This is a genomic window from Pseudoalteromonas sp. 1181_04, assembly GCF_052850545.1.
In genome coordinates this window covers 1-20085 of sequence record NZ_VXCS01000026.1, presented here as the reverse complement: position 1 = coordinate 20085, position 20085 = coordinate 1, and the positions used below count along the sequence as shown (strand labels likewise).

The 20085-nt window shown below is 40.4% G+C and carries 17 protein-coding genes; 7 read left to right on the top strand and 10 right to left on the bottom strand.

Annotated elements, in window-relative coordinates; translation table 11 throughout:
• Position 1: 1 nt before the first annotated feature.
• From FW757_RS18985 to gpmM, 5 genes are all read right to left on the bottom strand, one after another.
• Positions 2–2434 carry a tellurite resistance TerB family protein gene (locus tag FW757_RS18985; protein ID WP_182761844.1) on the bottom strand — a complete coding sequence of 811 codons (2433 nt, stop codon included), beginning with the start codon at positions 2432–2434 and terminating at the stop codon, positions 2–4.
• 327 nt (positions 2435–2761) lie between these two features.
• Positions 2762–3526 (bottom strand): divergent polysaccharide deacetylase family protein, encoded by a 765-nt coding sequence (locus FW757_RS18980; RefSeq protein WP_182767260.1) that lies wholly within the window; start codon positions 3524–3526, stop codon positions 2762–2764.
• A gap of 42 nt (positions 3527–3568) precedes the next feature.
• Positions 3569–4828 carry a S41 family peptidase gene (locus FW757_RS18975; protein ID WP_182717198.1) on the bottom strand — a complete coding sequence of 420 codons (1260 nt, stop codon included), beginning with the start codon at positions 4826–4828 and terminating at the stop codon, positions 3569–3571.
• A 35-nt stretch (positions 4829–4863) separates the two neighbouring features.
• Positions 4864–6018 carry a murein hydrolase activator EnvC family protein gene (locus FW757_RS18970; protein ID WP_182767259.1) on the bottom strand — a complete coding sequence of 385 codons (1155 nt, stop codon included), beginning with the start codon at positions 6016–6018 and terminating at the stop codon, positions 4864–4866.
• A gap of 3 nt (positions 6019–6021) precedes the next feature.
• Entirely contained in the window at positions 6022–7566 is a 1545-nt protein-coding gene (gpmM, locus tag FW757_RS18965) for a 2,3-bisphosphoglycerate-independent phosphoglycerate mutase (protein ID WP_182739742.1), read from the bottom strand.
• Between the two features lie 200 nt (positions 7567–7766).
• Here gpmM and FW757_RS18960 point away from each other — a divergent pair, with 200 nt between their 5' ends.
• The 4 genes from FW757_RS18960 to gpsA are packed head-to-tail and all read left to right on the top strand — an operon-like array spanning position 7767 to position 10025.
• Positions 7767–8198, top strand: a complete 432-nt coding sequence (locus tag FW757_RS18960) for a rhodanese-like domain-containing protein (RefSeq protein WP_446441572.1) — start codon at positions 7767–7769, stop codon at positions 8196–8198.
• Positions 8199–8229: 31 nt separating this feature from the next.
• Positions 8230–8487 carry a glutaredoxin 3 gene (gene grxC, locus FW757_RS18955; RefSeq protein WP_145235234.1) on the top strand — a complete coding sequence of 86 codons (258 nt, stop codon included), beginning with the start codon at positions 8230–8232 and terminating at the stop codon, positions 8485–8487.
• A gap of 38 nt (positions 8488–8525) precedes the next feature.
• A complete protein-coding gene (secB, locus tag FW757_RS18950) occupies positions 8526–9014 on the top strand; it encodes a protein-export chaperone SecB (protein WP_145235236.1) in 489 nt (162 codons plus the stop codon).
• A 3-nt stretch (positions 9015–9017) separates the two neighbouring features.
• Complete coding sequence (gpsA, locus tag FW757_RS18945; protein ID WP_145235238.1) at positions 9018–10025, top strand: NAD(P)H-dependent glycerol-3-phosphate dehydrogenase; 1008 nt, start codon at positions 9018–9020, stop codon at positions 10023–10025.
• A 73-nt stretch (positions 10026–10098) separates the two neighbouring features.
• On the opposite strand, the gene FW757_RS18940 is transcribed toward gpsA, so the two are convergent.
• Positions 10099–13944, bottom strand: coding sequence for an EAL domain-containing protein (locus FW757_RS18940; RefSeq protein WP_182794130.1), 3846 nt, complete (start codon positions 13942–13944; stop codon positions 10099–10101).
• A 162-nt stretch (positions 13945–14106) separates the two neighbouring features.
• Entirely contained in the window at positions 14107–14571 is a 465-nt protein-coding gene (gene trmL / locus FW757_RS18935; RefSeq protein ID WP_182785280.1) for a tRNA (uridine(34)/cytosine(34)/5-carboxymethylaminomethyluridine(34)-2'-O)-methyltransferase TrmL, read from the bottom strand.
• 108 nt (positions 14572–14679) lie between these two features.
• Between trmL and FW757_RS18930 the strand changes: the two genes are divergently transcribed.
• Positions 14680–15591, top strand: a complete 912-nt coding sequence (locus tag FW757_RS18930; RefSeq protein WP_149982150.1) for a cation diffusion facilitator family transporter — start codon at positions 14680–14682, stop codon at positions 15589–15591.
• Here the strand turns inward: FW757_RS18930 and FW757_RS18925 are convergent.
• Genes FW757_RS18925 through FW757_RS18915 form a run of 3 tightly spaced genes read right to left on the bottom strand, consistent with a single transcriptional unit; the run spans position 15567 to position 18605 of the window.
• Positions 15567–16511 (bottom strand): alpha/beta fold hydrolase, encoded by a 945-nt coding sequence (locus tag FW757_RS18925; RefSeq protein ID WP_149982162.1) that lies wholly within the window; start codon positions 16509–16511, stop codon positions 15567–15569. The genes FW757_RS18930 and FW757_RS18925 overlap by 25 nt on opposite strands.
• Before the next feature lie 11 nt (positions 16512–16522).
• Entirely contained in the window at positions 16523–17938 is a 1416-nt protein-coding gene (locus tag FW757_RS18920) for an ATP-binding protein (RefSeq protein WP_182785279.1), read from the bottom strand.
• On the bottom strand, positions 17916–18605 hold the full coding sequence (locus tag FW757_RS18915) for a response regulator (RefSeq protein ID WP_149982148.1): 690 nt from the start codon (positions 18603–18605) through the stop codon (positions 17916–17918). The genes FW757_RS18920 and FW757_RS18915 overlap by 23 nt, the downstream gene beginning before the upstream one ends.
• 172 nt (positions 18606–18777) lie before the next feature.
• Here FW757_RS18915 and FW757_RS18910 point away from each other — a divergent pair, with 172 nt between their 5' ends.
• Together FW757_RS18910 and FW757_RS18905 are read left to right on the top strand one after the other, a co-directional pair.
• Complete coding sequence (locus tag FW757_RS18910) at positions 18778–19302, top strand: Spy/CpxP family protein refolding chaperone (protein ID WP_145235251.1); 525 nt, start codon at positions 18778–18780, stop codon at positions 19300–19302.
• A 438-nt stretch (positions 19303–19740) separates the two neighbouring features.
• A complete protein-coding gene (locus tag FW757_RS18905; protein ID WP_182762516.1) occupies positions 19741–19959 on the top strand; it encodes a hypothetical protein in 219 nt (72 codons plus the stop codon).
• The last annotated feature ends 126 nt before the right edge of the window (positions 19960–20085 follow it).

The window sequence follows — 20085 nt, the reverse complement described above, 5'->3', positions numbered from 1 at the left end:
GTTATAACTCCCTTATCTCTTCGACTATTTCTTCATCAATGTATATATCACCGTCATCATCAATTACTGGTGCATCCACTAAATCAAATGACCAGTCATTAATGGTTTCTATAGCACCATCGACCATTAATTTTAGCTCACTACACATTTGAGCTACCTCTTCGCGACCCCATTGCGCTTTAGCACATAGCTTTTCAAACAACTGGCTATGAGCCTGATCTAATCCTTCAACTTCGTTTGTCAGCTCTGAGACTTCAATATAATCGCTTTCATCTTCATCTGAGGTAAAGATCTTTTCCAGCATATTTTTAGCTTCTGTTGTTTGGCTTTCATGAAGGGCTAAGATTGCTTCATCTAAGCTAAACTCTGATGAATTTTGACTTTTTGGCGCAAGCTGATGACTACTTGTAGTAAGCTGATGAATATCACTCGTGACAGACTCTTTATTCAACCCTAAATTCGTGTAGAGCTTCTCGATTTGTTTTACTTCTTTGTTATCGACGTTGCCATCAGCGAGCGCAATAGACAGAATAAACCGCTTCACAAATTCTATTTCTGTTTCACCTAAATTATTAAGTCTATTTTTTAAACCCGCATTATCCGATGGGGTAACTAATCGCCATGTAAGATAAGCCTTTAAAGAACGCTTTTCTGTATCCGTTAATTTCTCATCATGAGCAATTAGCTTTTCTAGCTCAGAACTTTCTGACTCATCTACAACCCCATCTATGTTTGCAACCATCGCACCTAAGCGAAGTGCGACACCCACTTGGTTAAATACATGACTAGGGACAAACTCTTCCCCATGCCCTGGAGTAAATAAGACAAGTTTGCCATCTAATCTAGGTTTTGCATGGTGGTAACGTAAGTCAGGCGCAATACCTATATCAGCAAGGCTCGCTAAGTTATAAATGAGGTCACTTTCCTTTTTATTTATCGCTTTTGGTACTGGTAAGTCTGTTTGCAACCAAAATTCAGATACATTTGTTACCCCACCATTTTCTAAAATAATAGCCTGAGCCCACCTCTTAAACTTTTCAATTAATGGTGATGGTTGACTACTAGCAATAGCGCGAGGCAGTAACATCAGTGCAGCTAAGTCATCTCTACTAGTGCCTGCTTTACCTAAGTAACGGCTACAACTAGCTAGTTCCTCAGCGACTTTATCAGCAATAGGTATTAGCTTTTTAATAGGGGCTTTTAATATGCTCGGGTCTGGTAAACTATCTAGTAAAATTTTAACGCTAGGAAGACTACCGCTGGCAGAGAAGTACTCAGCGTTTAATTTAGTTTTATTGGGCTTAACTTGCATTCCCTCAGGGAATTTTTGCTTGTAGTAAAGTTTAAAAAGTGAATCAAACTCTAAATCGCAGCGCCTAGCTGCGGTTTTTAAATTGTATTGGTCTGTATTTTTGATCCATTCAAGTGCCAACTCATCATCCACTTTTTCTGTGGCAACGATTTGCTCTGAAAGACGTAATTTAAAAAGTAGTGAATGACGTGTCTTAGGTAATATGTGTTTTTTACTTTTAAAAAATTCAGGTTTTAGTAAATACATAAATTCTAAAAAGTTTGCTGAGTAACCAGCAAAAGAGCGATTTGAAGCAAACACCTTGTGTAAACGAAGTACTTCATTAAAAATATCCTCGAATTGTTCATCTGCAACTTTATTGTCTTTGTTGTTCACAACAACAAATCTTTCAAATCCATAAAAGTACAAAAATACGAATCCTATTGGGGTATTAGCTGCGCTTCTGTCGGTTGCTAACCAGTCGAGATAGGCACCTCTACATTGCCTAGAAAGCCTGCTATAACTTGGCCAGTAACCAAGCGAATCATCAGTGTAATAACCCAGCTGATGCCCTAAAGGTGTTGATGCAGGTAAAATGGAGTTTATTAGCGCAGGGTCTGGGTCATAACTTCTCATAGACTCCATTTGCTCACCTATGTATATCAACCCCATTAGCTTACGCTTTTGTATAATAGTTTCTTTATTCTTATCAAGCCATTGGGCTTTTCTTGTGCTTTTAATGCTTATATTTTGAGGGGCTGCGCTCTCAAAAATATTAAATGTGGCGAGCTCATCTTCAGAATATGTCGCACTATCAGCACTTTCTATAATTGGGGAAGGTGTATTAACAGCAGTGATGCGTGGCTTTGGAGTTGTCTCCTTTGAGGTTGCTAATTCATTAGTTTGTTCGTGTAATTCAACGCTTACTGATGCTTTATCAATTTTAATAGATTTTATTGGGCTGATTGCATCATTGGATAGAGCAGATATAGAAGACTTAGAGGCTGACGTATCATGAGTGCCTTTTATGTCCGAGCTTGGATTATCTAATACTCGAGGCTTTGCTTTATTTGAATTTGAGCGTGAACTGGTAATTAACCAAATTATCAATATAACAACTGCAATTATAAAAATGAATTCCATGTAACATCCCTTTAAAAATGGTTGGTACCATTTTGGTATTTAAAACTCCATCGGCTACTAACATATTACTAAAAAAATCAGAAATGTATAATATTGCTGCTAGCTAATTGCAATTATTCTTAATCAAACAATAAAATCGTCTTTAATAAAGCTTAATCCATAGCTAGTGACTGACTGCTCATCGCTCGAAGCCGTCACTCAATTTTATTCTTACATTGTTGGGTTTCGTTGCTCTCAACCACAACCTACGGTAGTTAATTTAACGACGGACTATTCTGTTTTCCTAGAACCTAGAACCTCGCTCCTTTTCCCTTGTAACTTTAAAGCTTACCTAGCACTCACTCCTTTATGCTCAGCTTGTGCGAGTTGTATATATTTACGCTCTACCAGTTGTGATAGCGGCACGAGTTCAAAACCTTGTTGTTCAAGTTCGGGTAGCATGCGCTGTAAAAATTCAATGGTTTCAGGGTAAGGGTGGGCAATCGCGATGGCGAAGTTATAACGTTCGGCTTTATACTTTAGTTCGTTGAGGCGAAATTGTAACTGTTTCTCATTGGGAATATTATCTAAAAACACATGGCGGCCGACATTTTCAACGCCATATAAGTTGGCAACATTTTGCGCTTGGCTTAAGCCTGTGGTGCGGCTATCTAAAAAGTACAGGTTGCGCTTTTTCAGCACCTCCATAGTCCATTTCATGGGCAGGCTTTCTTGAGTAAGTGCTGAGCCCATATGATTATTTACACCTTTCACCTGAGGTAAGGTTGCAAGCGCATTGCCGAGGGTGATTTGTAATTGTTCTTTGCTCATATCGCTGGTAAGTGCGCCGGGGCCTAGTGCTTTGCTGCTGTCGAGTGCTTGCATGGGAATATGTAGCAGTAATTCTTTATTTGATTTACTGGCTAAGCGCGCAAAAATTTGCGAATACGGGGTATGAGGCAAAATCGAGAACGATATTTTACCTGGTAAATTTAGGATTTCGAGGTCGCGTTGATGGTTGCCAATATCATCAATTACAATCGCTATTTGCTTATTTGCGGCAAGCGTAGGCAAGCTAAAAAAAAGCCAGAACAACCAAGTTAATTTTTTCACGTTTATAATTTTTATTATCTTTTTTATAGTGAGCTAAAAGCTTTATTTCATAGTTAATAGCTGCTGTGCTTTTAATAACAGTGGATCAGCTGAGTCTGTGCGTGACCATAGCTGATCGTCATTTCCTTGTTCGTTTTTTATTATAACTACTTTATCAATTTGCGAAAGGGTTGATTGATTAATCGCCACATCAGGGGTTACGCCAATGCCATCAATTGATTGTCCTGAGGGGGTAAAGTATTTTGCAGTGGTTAGTTTTAGTGCTGTATTACCATTGCCTAATGGGATCAGAGACTGCACAGAGCCTTTGCCAAATGATTGGCTGCCAATTAGTGTGGCACGGTGATTGTCTTTAAGTGCAGCGGCTAAAATCTCTGCTGCTGAGGCCGAGTTTTCATTAATAAGTACGACGATTGGCGCACCATTTAAAATATCACCTTTTTTGGCGCGAAAGTGCTGGTTTGCATCATAAAAGCGACCTTTGGTGGTGACTATGGTGCCACTTTGTAAAAACAGATCCGATACCGCTACAGCACTTTGTAATGTGCCGCCTGGATTGTCGCGTAAATCGAGCACTAAGCCTGTAAGTGGATTACCGTAATGGCTTTGCAGTGCTGTTATTTGCCGCGCAACATCATGCAAGGTGTGATTGGTAAAACTATTTATTGCCAAATAACCAATACCAAACTCTGATAATGAACTGGTGACACTCTCTAAGTTAATTTCTGATCTAGTCAGAGTAAAATAAATGGCTTGTGGTGAATTACCTCGTTCAATCGTTAAGGTAACCGTTGCTGTGTCACTCGCTTTAATCATTTGTGCAACTTGATTGATGTCTTTATGTGCGACCGTTTGCTGATTAACGGCAAGTAGCACATCATTCATTTGTACTCCGGCAATGGCTGCGGGAGAATCTTTGATCGTATTTACAATAATAATTTTTTGTTGTTGCTGTTTTACTTCAATCCCAAGGCCTGTATAGCGGCCGTTAGTGCTGCTAAATAGCGCTTCTAACTCGTGTTCATCAAGGTACTTAGAGTATGGGTCTAGCTGTGCAAGCAGGGCTTCAAATTGTTGGCTGCTTTCAAAGCTTTGTTGTAAAGCTAAGTCTTCAACATAATAGGCATGGATATTAAAGAGGATTTCGTTTTTTTGTTGGCTTTTTAAATCGCCCACCGAGGTCACTGCAAAGCAATTAAAACTCAGGCACAAAAAAACGCTAACGAGTAATAAATAGCTTATTAGAATGCGATTAAAAACAGGGTATTGTAACCGCTGTATTTGTAATTGTGTATTTAGCATCAGCTGCTCCCAGTGGGGTGCAGCTGTTTAATCAATTAAATGCGTCTGCACCATGTTACAGGATTTACTGCGCGTCCTTTGTGGCGTATTTCAAAGTATAGACCAGAATTTGCTTGTCCGCCGCTTTGACCAACTAAAGCGATAATATCGCCTTGGCGTACTATATCACCTACGTCTTTTAGTAAGGTTTGAGTATGGCCGTATAAACTCATAAAGCCTTCACCGTGGTCAATAACAATAACCCAGCCGTAGCCTTTTAACCAATCAGCAAACACGACTTGACCGTTGTGGACGCTATGCACATTATTGCCTTCATTAGCGCCAATTAATACGCCTTTCCAGTCAATACCACCGTGCTTATGTTGGCCGAAGCTGTGCTCAATTTTACCTTTTGTTGGCCAGTTTAATTTACCTTTACTGGCTGATAGGCCCAGCAACTCAACCTTTTTAGTTTTTTCTTTTTCAAGTTCTTGCAAGGTAGCTACTAGAGTTTTTTCATTATCTTTTAAGTAATCAATTGAGTTTTTGGTTGAGCTAAGCTTGGTTTTTAATTCACTGATGTTGGCTTTTCGTTGTTGTTGCGCTGCAATGAGTGCTTGATGACGATTGGCTTGCTCTTTATGGAGCATAACTAAGTGTTGTTTGGTTTTTTCAAGTTCGGTTTGTACATCCGCTATTTCAATCAGGAGTGCTTTTAACTCATCAATTTGCTCAATACGCGCTTTGTTGAGGTAATTATAATAACTTAAGGTGCGTTCAACCTGTGCAGTATTTTCTTGATTTAATAGCATTTTAGAGTAGTCATGTCCGCCAGACATATAGGCACTTTTAATTTGTGCGGCGAGTGCATGTTGCTGCTCTAGGCGTTTTTCCTCAAGTGCTTCAGCTTGCTGCTGTTGCTGCTGTTGTTGTTTTTCAGTATCGCGAATTGATTGCTCGGCAATATTCAGTGCCTTGGCATTTTTTGCGATCTCGAGTTCGTGCTGTTGCAGGTTCTTTTGCGATTTTTCGATGTCTTTACGCTGGGCGGCAAGTTCAGCTTGGCTTTGCTTTAATGCTGTTTGGATTTCGCTGAGATCTTTTTTAGTACGATCTTCATTAGCGACGGCAGGGGCCGTCACTAATGAAGTGAGTATTAACGCAGTAACAACGAGCGTACTAAAAATTAATGGGTTAATACTTTTGTTCATGATTTATTTCAATGTCATGATTGGTGTGCCAGTCATCTCGCTTGGTTGTTCCATGCCCATTAGGTGCAACATGGTTGGCGCAACATCACTGAGGGCTTTGCCTTCGCTTGGTGTTGCATCACGACCAACATAAATGAAATGAACCGGTTCACTGGTGTGTGCGGTATGCGCTTGGCCAGTTTTAAGGTTAGCCATTTGTTCAGCATTACCGTGATCAGCTGTAATTAATGCTTCACCACCAAATTCTTCAAGGGCAGCAACAACACGACCAATACAATGATCGACTGCTTCACAGGCTTTTACTGCGGCTTCAAATACACCTGAGTGACCGACCATATCGCCATTTGGATAGTTACAAATAATTGCATCGTATTTACCGCTTTTAATCGCTTCGACGAGTTTATCGGTGAGCATTTCTGAATTCATTTCAGGTTGTAAATCGTAAGTCGCAACTTGTGGTGATGGGATCAGCTCGCGGGTTTCACCTTCAAATTCATCTTCACGTCCGCCACTGAAGAAAAACGTCACATGTGCATATTTTTCGGTTTCAGAAATACGTAGCTGTGTTTTATGGTGTTTTTCAAACCATTCACCCAATACATTAGTCAAAGGGACTGTGGCAAAAGCTGCTGGTGCGTCGATGTCTGCTGCGTATTCGGTCAACATAACAAAGCCGCTTAGTGCGGGGGCTTTTTTCTTGGCGAAACCGTCAAAGTCTTTATCAACAAATGCGCGGGTCATTTCACGAGCACGGTCGGCTCTAAAGTTTAAGAAAATAACCGTATCACCGTCATTAATTTGTACTGCGTCTTGGCCTTGTGCTGCTATGGTAGTTGCAGCAACAAACTCATCGTTTTCATCACGTTCGTAAGCCGCAGCTAATGCATCAACACCATTTTCGTAGCTATGTTGTGCGATCCCACTGACCATTAGGTCGTAGGCTTGCTCTACTCGGTTCCAGCGATTATCGCGGTCCATTGCATAGTAGCGGCCAATGATCGATGCTAAGCGACCACAGTTTAATTTGCTAAACAGTGCTTCAATACGTTCAATTGACGCTTTTGCGCTACGTGGTGGAGTGTCTCGGCCATCTAAAAATGCATGAAAGTACACTTCTTTAGCACCGCGCGCTGCAGCTAATTCAATTGCAGCTACAATATGATCTTCATGACTATGCACACCACCTGGGCTTAATAAACCCATTAAATGCACCGCTTTATCGGCATTCACTGCTTTATCAATGTTTTCAACTAGTGTTGGATTATGTGCAAACTCACCGTCGTTTATTGCTTTAGTGATACGGGTGAAATCTTGATAAACCACTCGGCCAGCACCTAAGTTGACGTGGCCTACTTCTGAGTTGCCCATTTGCCCATCAGGAAGACCAACATCTAAACCTGATGCAGAAATTAGGGTGTGCGGGCGAGTTGCCCAAAGTTCGTCTAAAACAGGGGTATTTGCCGCTAAAATTGCGTTGCTTTGGGTATCTTCACGGTATCCCCAACCATCTAAAATCATTAATACGAGAGGTTTTTTATGTTGTGTCATTTTTGTTCCTGAAAATTAGCTCCTGCTTAGCCTTAGCATACCGTGTTTTGTGGTTATGATCAGCAATCAAAGGGACATATTAAAATATTTCACTCTCTGGTAATTTCTAATCAAGCACGTATACTTGCGTGGCTAGGGCATTGCCCTTACGTTTAACCCCAGTGCTACAGGCGCGGGACAATTTTCATAGTGGAAGACGCATGGATCAATATATTGAATTTGTCGGTAATCATCCGATATTAAGTTTAGCGTGGGTTGCTTTGGTTGCACTCATTGTCGGCGGTTGGATTAAAAGTAAGTTTTCAGCAATTCGTCAAATAAACCCGCAACAACTAACGTTATTAATTAACCGTGAAGACGGTGTCGTTGTAGATATACGTGCACAAAAAGAATTTAATAATGGCCGTATAGCAGGCGCTGAGCATATTAGCCCTGAAAAAGCGAAACAATCTGACTTCTCAAGCCTTGAAAAGTCTAAGAGTAAACCCATTATATTGGTATGTACCACAGGCATGACAGCCTCAGGTATCGCAACTGCTATGCATAAAGCTGGTTTTGAATCGGTTTATGTTTTATCTGGTGGTATGGGTGCATGGCAAAGTGCTGGTCTACCAACGACAACAGGTCGCTAATTAAGTTAGTTAGGCCGATAGAGGAATTGTTATGAGTAATGTTGTTCTTTACACCAAAGCGTATTGCCCTTTTTGTCAGCGTGCTTTAGCGTTGCTAACAAATAAAGGTGTGCAATTTACAAATATCGACATTGGTGTACAGCCTGAATTACGTGACGAAATGATCGCCAAAGCAGGTGGCGCGAGCACAGTACCGCAAATTTTTATTAATGATGAGCATATCGGCGGTTGTGACGACATGATGGCGATTGAAGCCCAAGGCAAACTTGACGCTAAGTTAAACGCTTAAGCATTTATTATAAAAACGATTAAAAGTTAGGAATTATCATGAACGAAGAAAATCAGAACGTAGCAGCACAAGAAGAAACTGGCGCACAATTTACGATTCAACGTATTTACACAAAAGACGTGTCTTTTGAAACGCCTAATTCACCTGCTATTTTCCAAAAAGAATGGACACCAGAAGTTAAGCTTGACCTTGATACACGTTCTAATAAATTAGACGAAGGCGTGTTTGAAGTAGTATTAGCACTGACTGTTACAGCTTCTATCGGTGAAGAAACGGCTTTTTTATGTGAAATTCAACAAGCGGGTATTTTCACTATCGCTGAAGTTGAAGAAGTACAACTTGCACACATGCTTGGCGCATTCTGCCCGAACGTATTGTTCCCGTACGCACGTGAAGCGGTATCTAACTTAGTTAACCGTGGTACATTCCCACAGCTTAACCTTGCACCTGTGAACTTTGATGCGTTATTCGCTCAATACATGCAGCAACGTGCAGCGCAAGCTGAACAGGCAACTGCAGACGCATAACTTATGAGTACAGCCAATTCAGCTGTTACTGTATTAGGGGCGGGGTCTTATGGCACCGCCCTTGCTATTTGTTTAGCCCGAAACGGTCACCAAGTGACACTTTGGGGTCGCAATAGCGATGACGTTGCCACGCTTGCAGCTGAGCGGAAAAATCAACGTTACCTACCTGATGTCACTTTTCCTGACACTTTACACCTTGAAGCCGACTTACACACCGCAGTAACTGCAAGCCAAGTGATCTTGGTTGTTGTGCCAAGTCATGCATTTGGCGATACGCTACAGCAAATTAAGCCTTCATTACTTGAAGGGGCACAAGTTGCATGGGCCACCAAAGGGCTTGAACCAGATACAGGCCGACTTTTGCAAGAGGTTGCACAGCAAGAATTAGGTGATGATGTGCCACTTGCGGTCGTATCAGGCCCTACATTTGCTAAAGAAATGGCGATGGGTTTACCTACTGCAATTTCAGTGTCGTCAACATCAACAGCCTTTGCAAAACAGTTAGCTGAACTATTGCATTGTGGTCGCTCATTTAGGGTCTATAACAATAATGATTTTATTGGTATTCAGCTCGGTGGCGCGGTTAAAAATGTGATTGCGATTGGCGCTGGTATGTCTGACGGCTTTGGTTTTGGTGCTAATGCGCGGACAGCATTGATCACCCGTGGTTTAGCTGAGTTATGCCGGTTAGGCTGCGCGCTTGGTGCTAAGTCAGAAACCTTTATGGGCATGGCTGGGCTGGGAGATTTGATCCTAACGTGCACCGATAATCAGTCTCGTAACCGTCGTTTTGGTTTAGCACTGGGTAAAGGTGAAAAGGTAGAGCAGGCGATAGCATCAATTGGTCAAGTGGTCGAAGGTTATCGCAACACCAAAGAAGTCTATTTACTTGCACAACGTACTGGTATCGAAATGCCGATCACTGAGCAAATCTATCAGGTACTTTATGAAAATAAAGACGTGAAAGAAGCCGCGATGGCTTTATTAGGTCGCGAGCAAAAATCAGAGTAACAGTGCCTTGTAGCTGCCAGCGTTTATGGGTTTGTATAAACGCTGGTAGTTAATCTTATAACTAACAAGGTACTTAGTCATTCATCAAATTAGATTGTTTTCTCAGATTGTTTTTTTCGAGATAAGTAGCTACCTTTTCAGCACAAAGCGGACGACTATAATAATAGCCTTGCATCGTATTACAGCCCATAACATGCAGCATATAAGCCTGCTCTTTAGTTTCAACTCCTTCGGCAACAACATCGATATGTAAGTATTTAGCGAGGCGAATAATTGTCGCGGTAATATTACGATCCTGCTCACTATCGACAATATCTTTAATAAAAGAGCGATCAATTTTTAAAGTATCGATTGGAAAACGTTTTAAATAACCCAATGATGAATGACCAGTACCAAAGTCATCCAGCGCAATGGTAAAGCCAAGTGCTTTTAAGCGGTTCATTTGCTGTTGGGCAAATTCAGGGTTATCCATCATGGCACTTTCGGTTATTTCTAACTCAACACAGCGTGCAGGCACATCATAGTTTGTTAAACACTCAGTGAGGGTTTCGACTAAACTACTTTGCTGAAAGTGCAGAGCCGAAATATTAATTGCCACTTTACCAAAACTTACTCCTTCATTACGCCATAACTCTAGTTGTTTAAATAGCTGCTTCATTAGCAATAAAGTGAGTGGAATAATTGCGCCATTTTGTTCTGCAAGAGGGATAAATTCAGCCGGGCTAATGATGCTGCCATCAACTTGCGGCCAACGCACTAAGGCTTCAAAACCATGTATTTGATCTTTATCTGCGTTATATTTTACTTGGTAAAATAATTGAAAATCCTGATGTTCGATAGCCCGAAAAAGTGCGCTTTCTTTACTAAGTTCATTCATATCAATTGTGTGTTTAGATTTATCAAAAAATTGGTAATTATTATGACCCATCTTTTTAGCGTGATTGAGCGCACTATTGGCGCTGCGCATCAGTGCTTCGCTGTTATAACCGTTTTCTGGGTACCCGGCGATACCACAACAGGCAGAAATAAAGCTCTCTATACCCTCAAGCATAAACGGTGTTTGGAATTGTTTAAGGATATTATCGGCCAGTTTTTTGGCGAAAAAGACGGACATGCCTGAATATAAATAGGGCGGTACGAGTATAGCAAATTCATCTCCCCCTAAGCGGGCCAAGGTATAACCAGAATCAAGATTACGAGTGAGTCTGCCCGCAACTTCTTTTAATAGTTCATCACCGATTGCGTGACCAAGGGATTCGTTAATTTTATTAAAATTGTCTAAATCTATAAAAATAATCAGTAAATTAGGGAAGTTGTTATTACAGCTGGCAATTGCCTTATTTACAGATTCAATAAAAATAGTGCGATTGGAAAGCCCAGTGACAGAATCTCGAGTGGTTAATTTAAGCATCGCACGTTCATTATTCTTACGTGCAGTTACATCTGAAAATAACCCAATATAATGCGCGCTACTAGTACGTAGGTTAGGGGTTTTTACTTTGGTTATCGATAAATCTAAGGCATAGGGTTGCCCGTCTTTACGCACATTCCAAATTTCACCAGACCAATAACCATCAACCTCTAGATCATTATAAATGAGGCTTTCTAATTTTTTATCGCGACCGTTTACAGTAAATGCTTTTGGTTTTTTACCCACTACATCAGCAAGAGTAAAGCCACAAATAGTTGTAAATGCTTGGTTTATGTTCGTGATTTGAAACTGCTCATTGGCGATCCAAATGGCATCTTTTGATTGCGTCATTAACGCGTTGACCAAATTATGCTTAGCACCACTTTTTAATCTATAAACAATTAACAGCAGTAAAATAGCAAAAATAGCCGCTAAAACGAGGTGGTTGATCCAGTGAGGGAAGGCAAAAGCCGTTTGTTTAATCATTAACACTAACGGCTCGTTATTTACTTGATTAAGGTTTTTAACTTCAAGATAAATATTCTTTGCATTACTAGCCAGAGACAGCATGGTCTGAGCATTCGGCAGTGCTAGCCAATCGCCATTGGGATCGAGTCGGTAATTGAGCTGCATAGGTAAGAGGCCATTACTGCTAAACCAAACAGAGATGCCTTTTAGCGGTTGGCTGGTATTTACTGCGTTGGTTGCTAAGTGGTAATAGTCTTGGTCTTGCTCTTGATAGTGTAAAGTCAGATGACTGATTAAAAAAGAGCTGTTTTGAGGTGGTACTTGTGTTGAATGCACTTCTAATAAAGTATTACCCGTTGGCGCAAACAACATTATTTTATCACGGTAGCTAACGCTAAAGAGTGATTTTGGAAGTTGCTCATAACTAATAGAATCATCAATATAAGCGGCAATACTATGAGTGGCATTTTCAACCCATAGGTTAGTGCTGGGTTTGTAGAGTTTTATCGCTTGAGAATCAACTATCCACAAAGCATTTTGTGGTGCTTCGTAAATGGCTGTGGTGTTAAATGTACTTACTTTATCAAAATTTATCTCAAGTGTTATTTGCTGAGAATTTTCAGGTGCTTGCCATTGGCTCTGCCATAAGCCGTTACTTGTCGCAAGCCAAAGCCTTGAAGAGTTGCGTTGATAATACATAGCATTGATCTGCCCGAGGGCTTCAGTTTCAAGCTCAAGGGCGGTGAGCTGTTGTTTAGCAATATAAAATAATTGCTCACCATCACTTGCGAGATATTGCTCGTCATTAAGGGATGTTAAAGCATTAATGTTACTAATTGGTAGTGTTTGGCTTTGTTGCTGCGTCGCAAAATCATATTTTATTAATTGCTTTTTGGTTGCTACCCACAGTGTTGTTGGGGCAGTTGAATGCAGCGCAGCAACTTGATCCTTTATTAATAAATCAAAAGTGAGGTTGCGGGCACTGTATAAATATAAACCAGTGTCGGTTGCAACAGCCCATTTGTCTTCGCGCAGATAAGCGATGGTAATAATTTTTTTATGTTGTGTAAAATTACCTAACTGCTCCAACATGTCAAAGTATTGCTGCATACGCGGAGCAGGATTATCGGTGATAGGGGTTGTGATAATTTGCATTGCAGGGAGCTTTAGCCAGCTTTTAGTGGCAGTTTGCAGCCACAGTTGTTGGTTGTTTTGTTTAATTGATAAAAAGCGTGCAGGAGCACTATAAAACAAAGGATTAGTGTTTTTGGTCGTTAAATCATGTTTATAAGCGCGATTTTTATGCAAATAATAGAGCTGATCATCAAAGTAATTTAGTTGTTGAACATGCGCATGCTGGAGTTTTATTTCTTGCATAGAGTGCGTGTTGTTAAACAGGTAATGTTGGTCGTTATTGGTATTGATAAGGATCGCTGCTGAGGTTTGACTTGGACTTAACTGCGCGATAGGCGCGGGGACGATGAGCTGAGCTGTAATTGCATTACTTGCTAAATCAAAGTGACTAACTAAATTACTACCTGAATGTAGCCATAGGCTGTTGTTAAATCCCAATGCGAGTTCGACGATTTGCTCTGAAAAGGCGAATGGGGAATGGAGTTTTTCGTCTTTTATAGTGTGGATCTGACCTTGGTATAGAAAGTAAAAGCCGAGCTCGGTGGTTAATATCGGCTGTTTTAGCGGTGTTGCGGTTAGTTGAATTAACTGGTTGTTAATTAAGTTGATTAAACTCAGCCCTTGCTCAGTGTTAATTAATAACCAGGATTTATAAGTCGCTACTTGTAAAATGGCTTGATTCGCAAATGATGAAAAAGGCGGTGCTTGGCCACTAAAAAGATGCACCGAGTCGTAGTTAAACAGCCCTTTATTAGTTGCGAGCCAAAACGCATTACTCGGGTCTTGAGTAAAGTCATTAATGGCGGGTAGCGAAAGCTCATTCGCATTTAATTCAGCTACACTCGCGTTTACATTTACAGTAGATAACATACTAATAAAACAGCATGTTTGAAGGATAAAACGCATTACAATCCGTTGAATCAGTTTAAAAAGAACTTATTTAGAATAGTGTAGGAATAGAAATAATGCGAATCCACGCAAGGCAAATTTATTGCGCTAGGCGGTGCTAAATTTTAAAGATAATTAGAGGAGAAAGCGCCCAATGGTATAGGCGCATTTTAATATCACTTACTGCGCGTTAGGAAAGCCTAACTGACGCCATGATTCATAAACAAAAACAGCCACTGCGTTAGATAAGTTCATGCTTCTACTGTTAGCTTGCATAGGAATACGCACGCGTTGTTCATTAGGTAGTGATTGAATTATATCATCTGGTAAGCCACGGGTTTCTGGGCCAAACACTAAACAATCACCCGCTTCATAACTTGCTTGATGGTGAAACTGACTGCCTTTAGTGGTACATGCATATACTTTTTTAGGTTGGCATTTTTCTAAGTAAGCTACAAATGATGGATGGCGTTGCACATGGCTAAATTCATGGTAATCAAGGCCAGCTCTTTTCACGCGCTTATCGTCCCACTCAAAGCCCAAAGGCTCGATTAAATGCAAAGCATAGCCCGTATTTGCACACAGGCGAATAATATTCCCTGTGTTAGGTGGAATTTCAGGTTGGTATAAAACGATATCAAGCATAACGAGCCTTATTGGTGATCTACATTTTGACGTTCGAGAGTATACACGAAACAGATAAAAAAAATGATATACTCATTTTAAGTAAACACTTTAGGCATAGGCAAAAACGTGCATCAGCGCAGTTATGAGTTTTGGGTAAAAACAGCAAGTGTGGTCACTATGGTGATGGTGAGTTTAATGATTGCTGCTAAATGTTGGGCATGGCTTGCGTCTGGCTCTGCGTCTATGCTCGGATCACTTACCGACTCATTGATGGATATTACCGCTTCAGCAATGAGTTTTATGGTGCTCTTTTATGCACTGCGCCCAGCTGATGACGATCATCGTTTTGGCCATGGTAAAGCTGAAGCCTTGGCGGGTTTAGGGCAAGCGGCATTTATTGCAGGCTCTGGCTGTTTATTGGCGTTTCATGGCATTGAACGATTGTTTAATCCTGTGGTGTTAAATCATTCAATGCTCGGGGTATGGGTTAGTCTATTTGCGATTGCTTGCACCTTAGTGGTGGTTTATGTACAAACTCAAGTCATTAAGCATACCGAGTCCATTGCAGTTAAAGCAGACTCTGTGCACTACAAAGGCGATATAATTTTAAATGCAGCAGTACTGCTGGCCATACTGCTTGCGCAAAATGACATGCTGTACGCGGATCCTATTTTTGCCATTGGTGTTGCAGGTTATTTGCTTTATAACAGTTGGGATATTGCTAGGCAAAGCGCTGATCACTTAATGGATAAAGAACTACCTGAGGACGAAAAAGCCAGTATCATATCAATCGCTAACAGTCATAACGATGTATTTGGCGTACACGATGTACGCACGCGACAAGGTGGTAAAATTAAGTTTATTCAAATGCATTTAGAGCTTGAAGATCAACTCCCCTTGATCCGTGCTCATTATGTAGCAGATGAAGTAGTGGCGATGATCCAACAAGAATTTAATTGTGAAATGGATATTTTGATCCATCAAGATCCAATGTCATTGAGCCATAGCCGCGCTCAAGTTAATGAATCACAAAACTGATAAAAACGGCTAAGCACAGCTTTGCGAATGGTGTCTTGTTCAAACAGTAACTCGTGCTTAGCATTCGTAAATGTTTGTAAAATAGCATTACTTTGACGGTGAACTAAGGCTAATTGGGCTTGGTTATCAACCACAGTATCGTGCTCAGCACTGGCTATAAAAAGTGGAATCGATAGCTGTTGTTGCTCAATAGTTGTCATAAAACCAAAAGCTTCATTCAACCAGCCGTAAGTCACCCCGCCTAATTGTAGCGCGCTATCCGTTTGGTAGGTCTGTCTAAATAAATCATAGCGAGTTTCGCTACTGGTAAGGTCGTTCTGTGTAAAAGCAATAGGCAGATAATCTGCTTGGCCAAATGCATAGTGTTTATTAAAACCAAATAAACAGGCAATACGAGCGGCAAGTTTAGCAACTGGTTTGGGAATACCTTTAGTGAAAATATCAAACATGGGCGAAGACAAAAATACCCCACTGTAGTTATGTTCAAACCGGGTTAGGAAATCAAAAGCAATCGCGCCGCCCATTGAATGCCCGAGGATGACCTTTTTGCCTTGGTAGAGTTTACTGACAATTAAACGGTCAAACAGTGCTAAATCATCAGCATAATCACTAAATTTATTAACAAAACCTTTATGAGGGTTGGCTAAAGCGCGATAAGAACGGCCTTGGCCTTGATGATCAATAATAAACACCGCATAGTTATTTTTGTATAACTCCCAGATTAGCTCTTGGTATTTATCTAATCCTTCAATGCGTCCAGAGCAAATAACAATAGCGGCCTTGGCATGCTCAGGTATCACATAGCCATAATATAAATCGCCATTATCGGTAGTCAGCTGCGCTTTGTGCAACTGCTGCTGAAAAAACTCTGTGATCTCAGGTTGTTGGGAAAGTAAGTTTTGCTCTGTGCTGTAAAACATAATGGCCATGATTATTTTTGTTTATCCAGAGGTAAGGCGATACGCACACATAACCCACTTGGTTGTTTATTATGCAGCGTTAAACTGCCAGAATGGGCGGCAATTGCATTTTTAGCAATTGCTAAGCCAAGTCCTGTACCGCCGCTAGTTCTGTCTCGTGCATCCGATTGGCGAAAAAATGGCTCACATAATTTGGCTAAATTTTGCGCTTCGACGCCCGGGCCATCATCGCTGATCTCTATATAAATAGCATCACTTAAACTCAATGTTAGGGTGATTGTTTGCTCTGCATATTTTATTGCGTTGCGTAAAACATTCTCTAGCGCACTGGCAATGAGACTCTCGTCACAATAAATATCAACATTGAGTTGACCATTTATAATTAATTGCTTATTGGTCTGTTTAGCTTCAAATTGCGCATCATTCAAAACATGATCAATAATGATCTGTAAGGATTGTTGATGCAGCGATAGCGCCTGACTTTTCGCCTCTAAGCGCGATACTTGCAGCACATCAGCGATCATTTTATCGAGCTGATTTGCTTCTTTTTCAATGCGTAATAAATAGGTTTGGTTTTCTTCTGGGGTCTGCATTTGCGCAAGACCCGTAGCCATTTTAAGGCGAGTTAGGGGGGAACGCAACTCGTGAGATATATCAGCCAATAAGCGCTTTTGTGCAGAAATCAGTTGCTCTAACTGAGTTGCCATACTATTAAAGTCACGGCCAAGTACGCCCAGTTCATCTTGCCTGTTTGGATCAATTTCAGCGCGCGCGGTTAAATCGCCGTCAGAGAGCTTAATTGCAGCTTGCTTTAAGTGATTAATAGGTGCAATTAGGTTACGACTAAATATAAAACTTAAAGTTAATGAAGCCAGTAAAGCAATGATCACTTTTAGCCAAATCGGCATCAGCTTTAACCGTATAAAAAAAGGTGGTTGATGATTCTCATCAATTTCGTATAGGTAAAATTGCCCCTCAGGAAGGTTTATTTCTATCGGTCCGAATGCTTGATAATACTCGGTAAAAATAATTTGTGGCGGCATGTTTTTAGTGAAATTAAGTAAACTTAAATCAATCTCACTTGATGGTACTCTGCTACTGAGCGAGTGATCTGGCTGATCTGAATTTAAATATAGTAACTTTTGTTTTGCAAGCCGCGGATGAGTTAAAATTTCGGCAATCGATTTATTATGTTTGACTACCATACGTTCGATGCCTTTGGCCGTGTATTGCAAGTTTTTCTGCATGGGCCCATGTAAGTTCTCATAACTGACTTGATTGGTCGCAATGTTACTTAAAAACACCAATGCAGTTATGGTGCCTATTACTGTTAGCCAAAACCACACAAAAATTTTGAAAAATAAAAAGTGCTGAGGATGTTTTAGCCAAGAAAACCGAGTTTTATTACTCCCCTTGGATAAAGACATAACCAGTCCCTCGCATGGTTTTTATTCGTTCTGCATTGTTGAACTCGGCAATTTTTTTACGAATATTACTCACATGCATATCAATTGAGCGATCAAAAGAGGCTAGGCGTCTACCGAGCACCTCTTCACTTATTTGCTCTTTACTGACCACTTCACCTGCATGTTTAACCAGTAAGGCAAGTACTTCATATTCAGTACCGGTTAGGCTTAGCGGGTGTTCATCTACATACGCTTCGCGGGCAGCTAAATTTATAACAATATTATTAACGGTTAACTTATTACTGCTGGTATTTGCTAGGCTAGTAATATGTTCAATACGACGAGTAATCGCTTTAACCCGTGCGAGTAATTCACGATGATTAAATGGTTTAGGAATGTAATCATCAGCGCCTAGTTCAAGACCAAAAATACGGTCAAAGTCTTCACCTTTGGCGGTTAGCATGATCACCGGCGTTAATTTTGTTTGCCTAAGCTGTTTTAATACTTCAAAGCCATCTAGTTTCGGTAACATAACATCGAGTAAAATTAATGCGTATTCTTGCTCAAGCGCTTGCTTTAAGCCTTGTTCGCCATCATGGGCACATTCTATTTGAAAACCTTGCGCAGTTAAGTACTCTGAGAGTAACTCACATAAACCGGTATCATCATCAATCATTAATAGCTTCATTATTTGCTCACCTTAACCACGCTGGAATAACTTCATTTTACGCCTTAACGCACTTAAAAGTGAACCTTTACACAACCTTTACATTGCTTTGCGTTGCTTTGCACTTGGTTAGTTATAGTGAACATAACAACTGAACAGACACTAAGTTACAAGCAACTCAAAGGTAATGATTATGACTATTTCAAGTAAAGTTTCTAAACTAGTATTAATTTGTGGATTAGCGACAGCAACATTAGGCACTGGCGCCGTAATAGCAAAAGAGGGCATGGATCATAAACCAGGCCATTCTCAACAGCATAAACAAGCGCGCTTTTTACTCTCTGAGCGTGGCGTTAAAAAGCTTGATTTAACTGAGCAACAACAAACTCAGTTAAAAAGCATTTTTGATGCGCAAAAAGCACAGTTTAAAGCGCTACGTGGCAACGATAAACAGGCCATGAAGCAAGAGCGTGCTGCCCATAAGGCACAAATGCAAGCATTGTTAGATATGCCAACCTTTGATGAAGCCGCAGCGAAAGAGTTATTAGCGCAGCGCCAAAGCAAAGGCGAGCAATTTGGCTTAATTAACCTAAAAACGCAGCATCAAGTATGGCAAGTATTAAATGCTGAACAACGTGAAAAGTACCAAGAAATTAAAAAACACATGCGTAAAAAAGGTGACAAAAAACGCAGCCATGACGAACAAACGGCAAGCTAAGTAATTACCAAAATTACTAAAGCGAAAAATGAAGCGCGGGAGAGATCCCGCGCTTTTCTTTTTTAACGAGCCATGTGGCAGCTATTTTATATCGCGACAGAGTTTGCTCTGCAGCTGAGTTTTATCCAACGTCTAAATTATATATTTGACGGGGTATAAACCTGCGGCTACACACTGGTAGCAGGTTTATATCGCGTCATAGTGCTAACTTAATAAGTGTAAGTAATTTGCGTACATTTAAGCGCATGCACAAGACAAGCTAACCTTACTCACTTATGCTATGAATGATGCAAATAAGCCCGCCATTTCACCCGATGAAATAATCAATATTCGCGAAACGTTTAATATGTCGCGTGGAGTATTTACAAAGCTATTGCATACATCGGCAAGAATGTTACTAGATTTTATTATTTGATGTTTAATCTACAAGGAAGAAACATGAAATTTGATATGACAATTACAGACAACTTTGCATCATTTTTTGATGAACAAAAAGGAAGTCATATTTTTATAGATAGTTTTGATAATGAAAATTTTGAAGTGAGAATAGGAAGCTTAGATGATTCGAAGCCAGCCGGTAATATTGTTGCTTTTACTGATGATGAACTGAATTCGAAGTTATTGGAATTATATAATAAGCACATTGGAGGTGCATAAAATGATTACTGAAGCTGAAATATTTGCATTAGAATGTTCGGTCAATGAAATACTTCGTCAACATAATATGTCCTTTAAAATGTCAAAGTACTTTGTGAAAGACTTGATGAATGACTCCCGTAACAC

Coding starts and splice junctions, on each gene's coding strand:
- FW757_RS18905 (WP_182762516.1), top strand. CDS start 19,741: ATGAAATTTGATATGACAATTACAGACAACTTTGCATCATTTTTTGAT.
- trmL (WP_182785280.1), bottom strand. CDS start 14,571: ATGCTTGATATCGTTTTATACCAACCTGAAATTCCACCTAACACAGGG.
- grxC (WP_145235234.1), top strand. CDS start 8,230: ATGAGTAATGTTGTTCTTTACACCAAAGCGTATTGCCCTTTTTGTCAG.
- FW757_RS18960 (WP_446441572.1), top strand. CDS start 7,767: ATGGATCAATATATTGAATTTGTCGGTAATCATCCGATATTAAGTTTA.
- FW757_RS18910 (WP_145235251.1), top strand. CDS start 18,778: ATGACTATTTCAAGTAAAGTTTCTAAACTAGTATTAATTTGTGGATTA.
- secB (WP_145235236.1), top strand. CDS start 8,526: ATGAACGAAGAAAATCAGAACGTAGCAGCACAAGAAGAAACTGGCGCA.
- FW757_RS18925 (WP_149982162.1), bottom strand. CDS start 16,511: ATGTTTTACAGCACAGAGCAAAACTTACTTTCCCAACAACCTGAGATC.
- FW757_RS18920 (WP_182785279.1), bottom strand. CDS start 17,938: ATGTCTTTATCCAAGGGGAGTAATAAAACTCGGTTTTCTTGGCTAAAA.
- FW757_RS18940 (WP_182794130.1), bottom strand. CDS start 13,944: ATGCGTTTTATCCTTCAAACATGCTGTTTTATTAGTATGTTATCTACT.
- FW757_RS18915 (WP_149982148.1), bottom strand. CDS start 18,605: ATGAAGCTATTAATGATTGATGATGATACCGGTTTATGTGAGTTACTC.
- FW757_RS18975 (WP_182717198.1), bottom strand. CDS start 4,828: ATGCTAAATACACAATTACAAATACAGCGGTTACAATACCCTGTTTTT.
- gpsA (WP_145235238.1), top strand. CDS start 9,018: ATGAGTACAGCCAATTCAGCTGTTACTGTATTAGGGGCGGGGTCTTAT.
- gpmM (WP_182739742.1), bottom strand. CDS start 7,566: ATGACACAACATAAAAAACCTCTCGTATTAATGATTTTAGATGGTTGG.
- FW757_RS18970 (WP_182767259.1), bottom strand. CDS start 6,018: ATGAACAAAAGTATTAACCCATTAATTTTTAGTACGCTCGTTGTTACT.
- FW757_RS18985 (WP_182761844.1), bottom strand. CDS start 2,434: ATGGAATTCATTTTTATAATTGCAGTTGTTATATTGATAATTTGGTTA.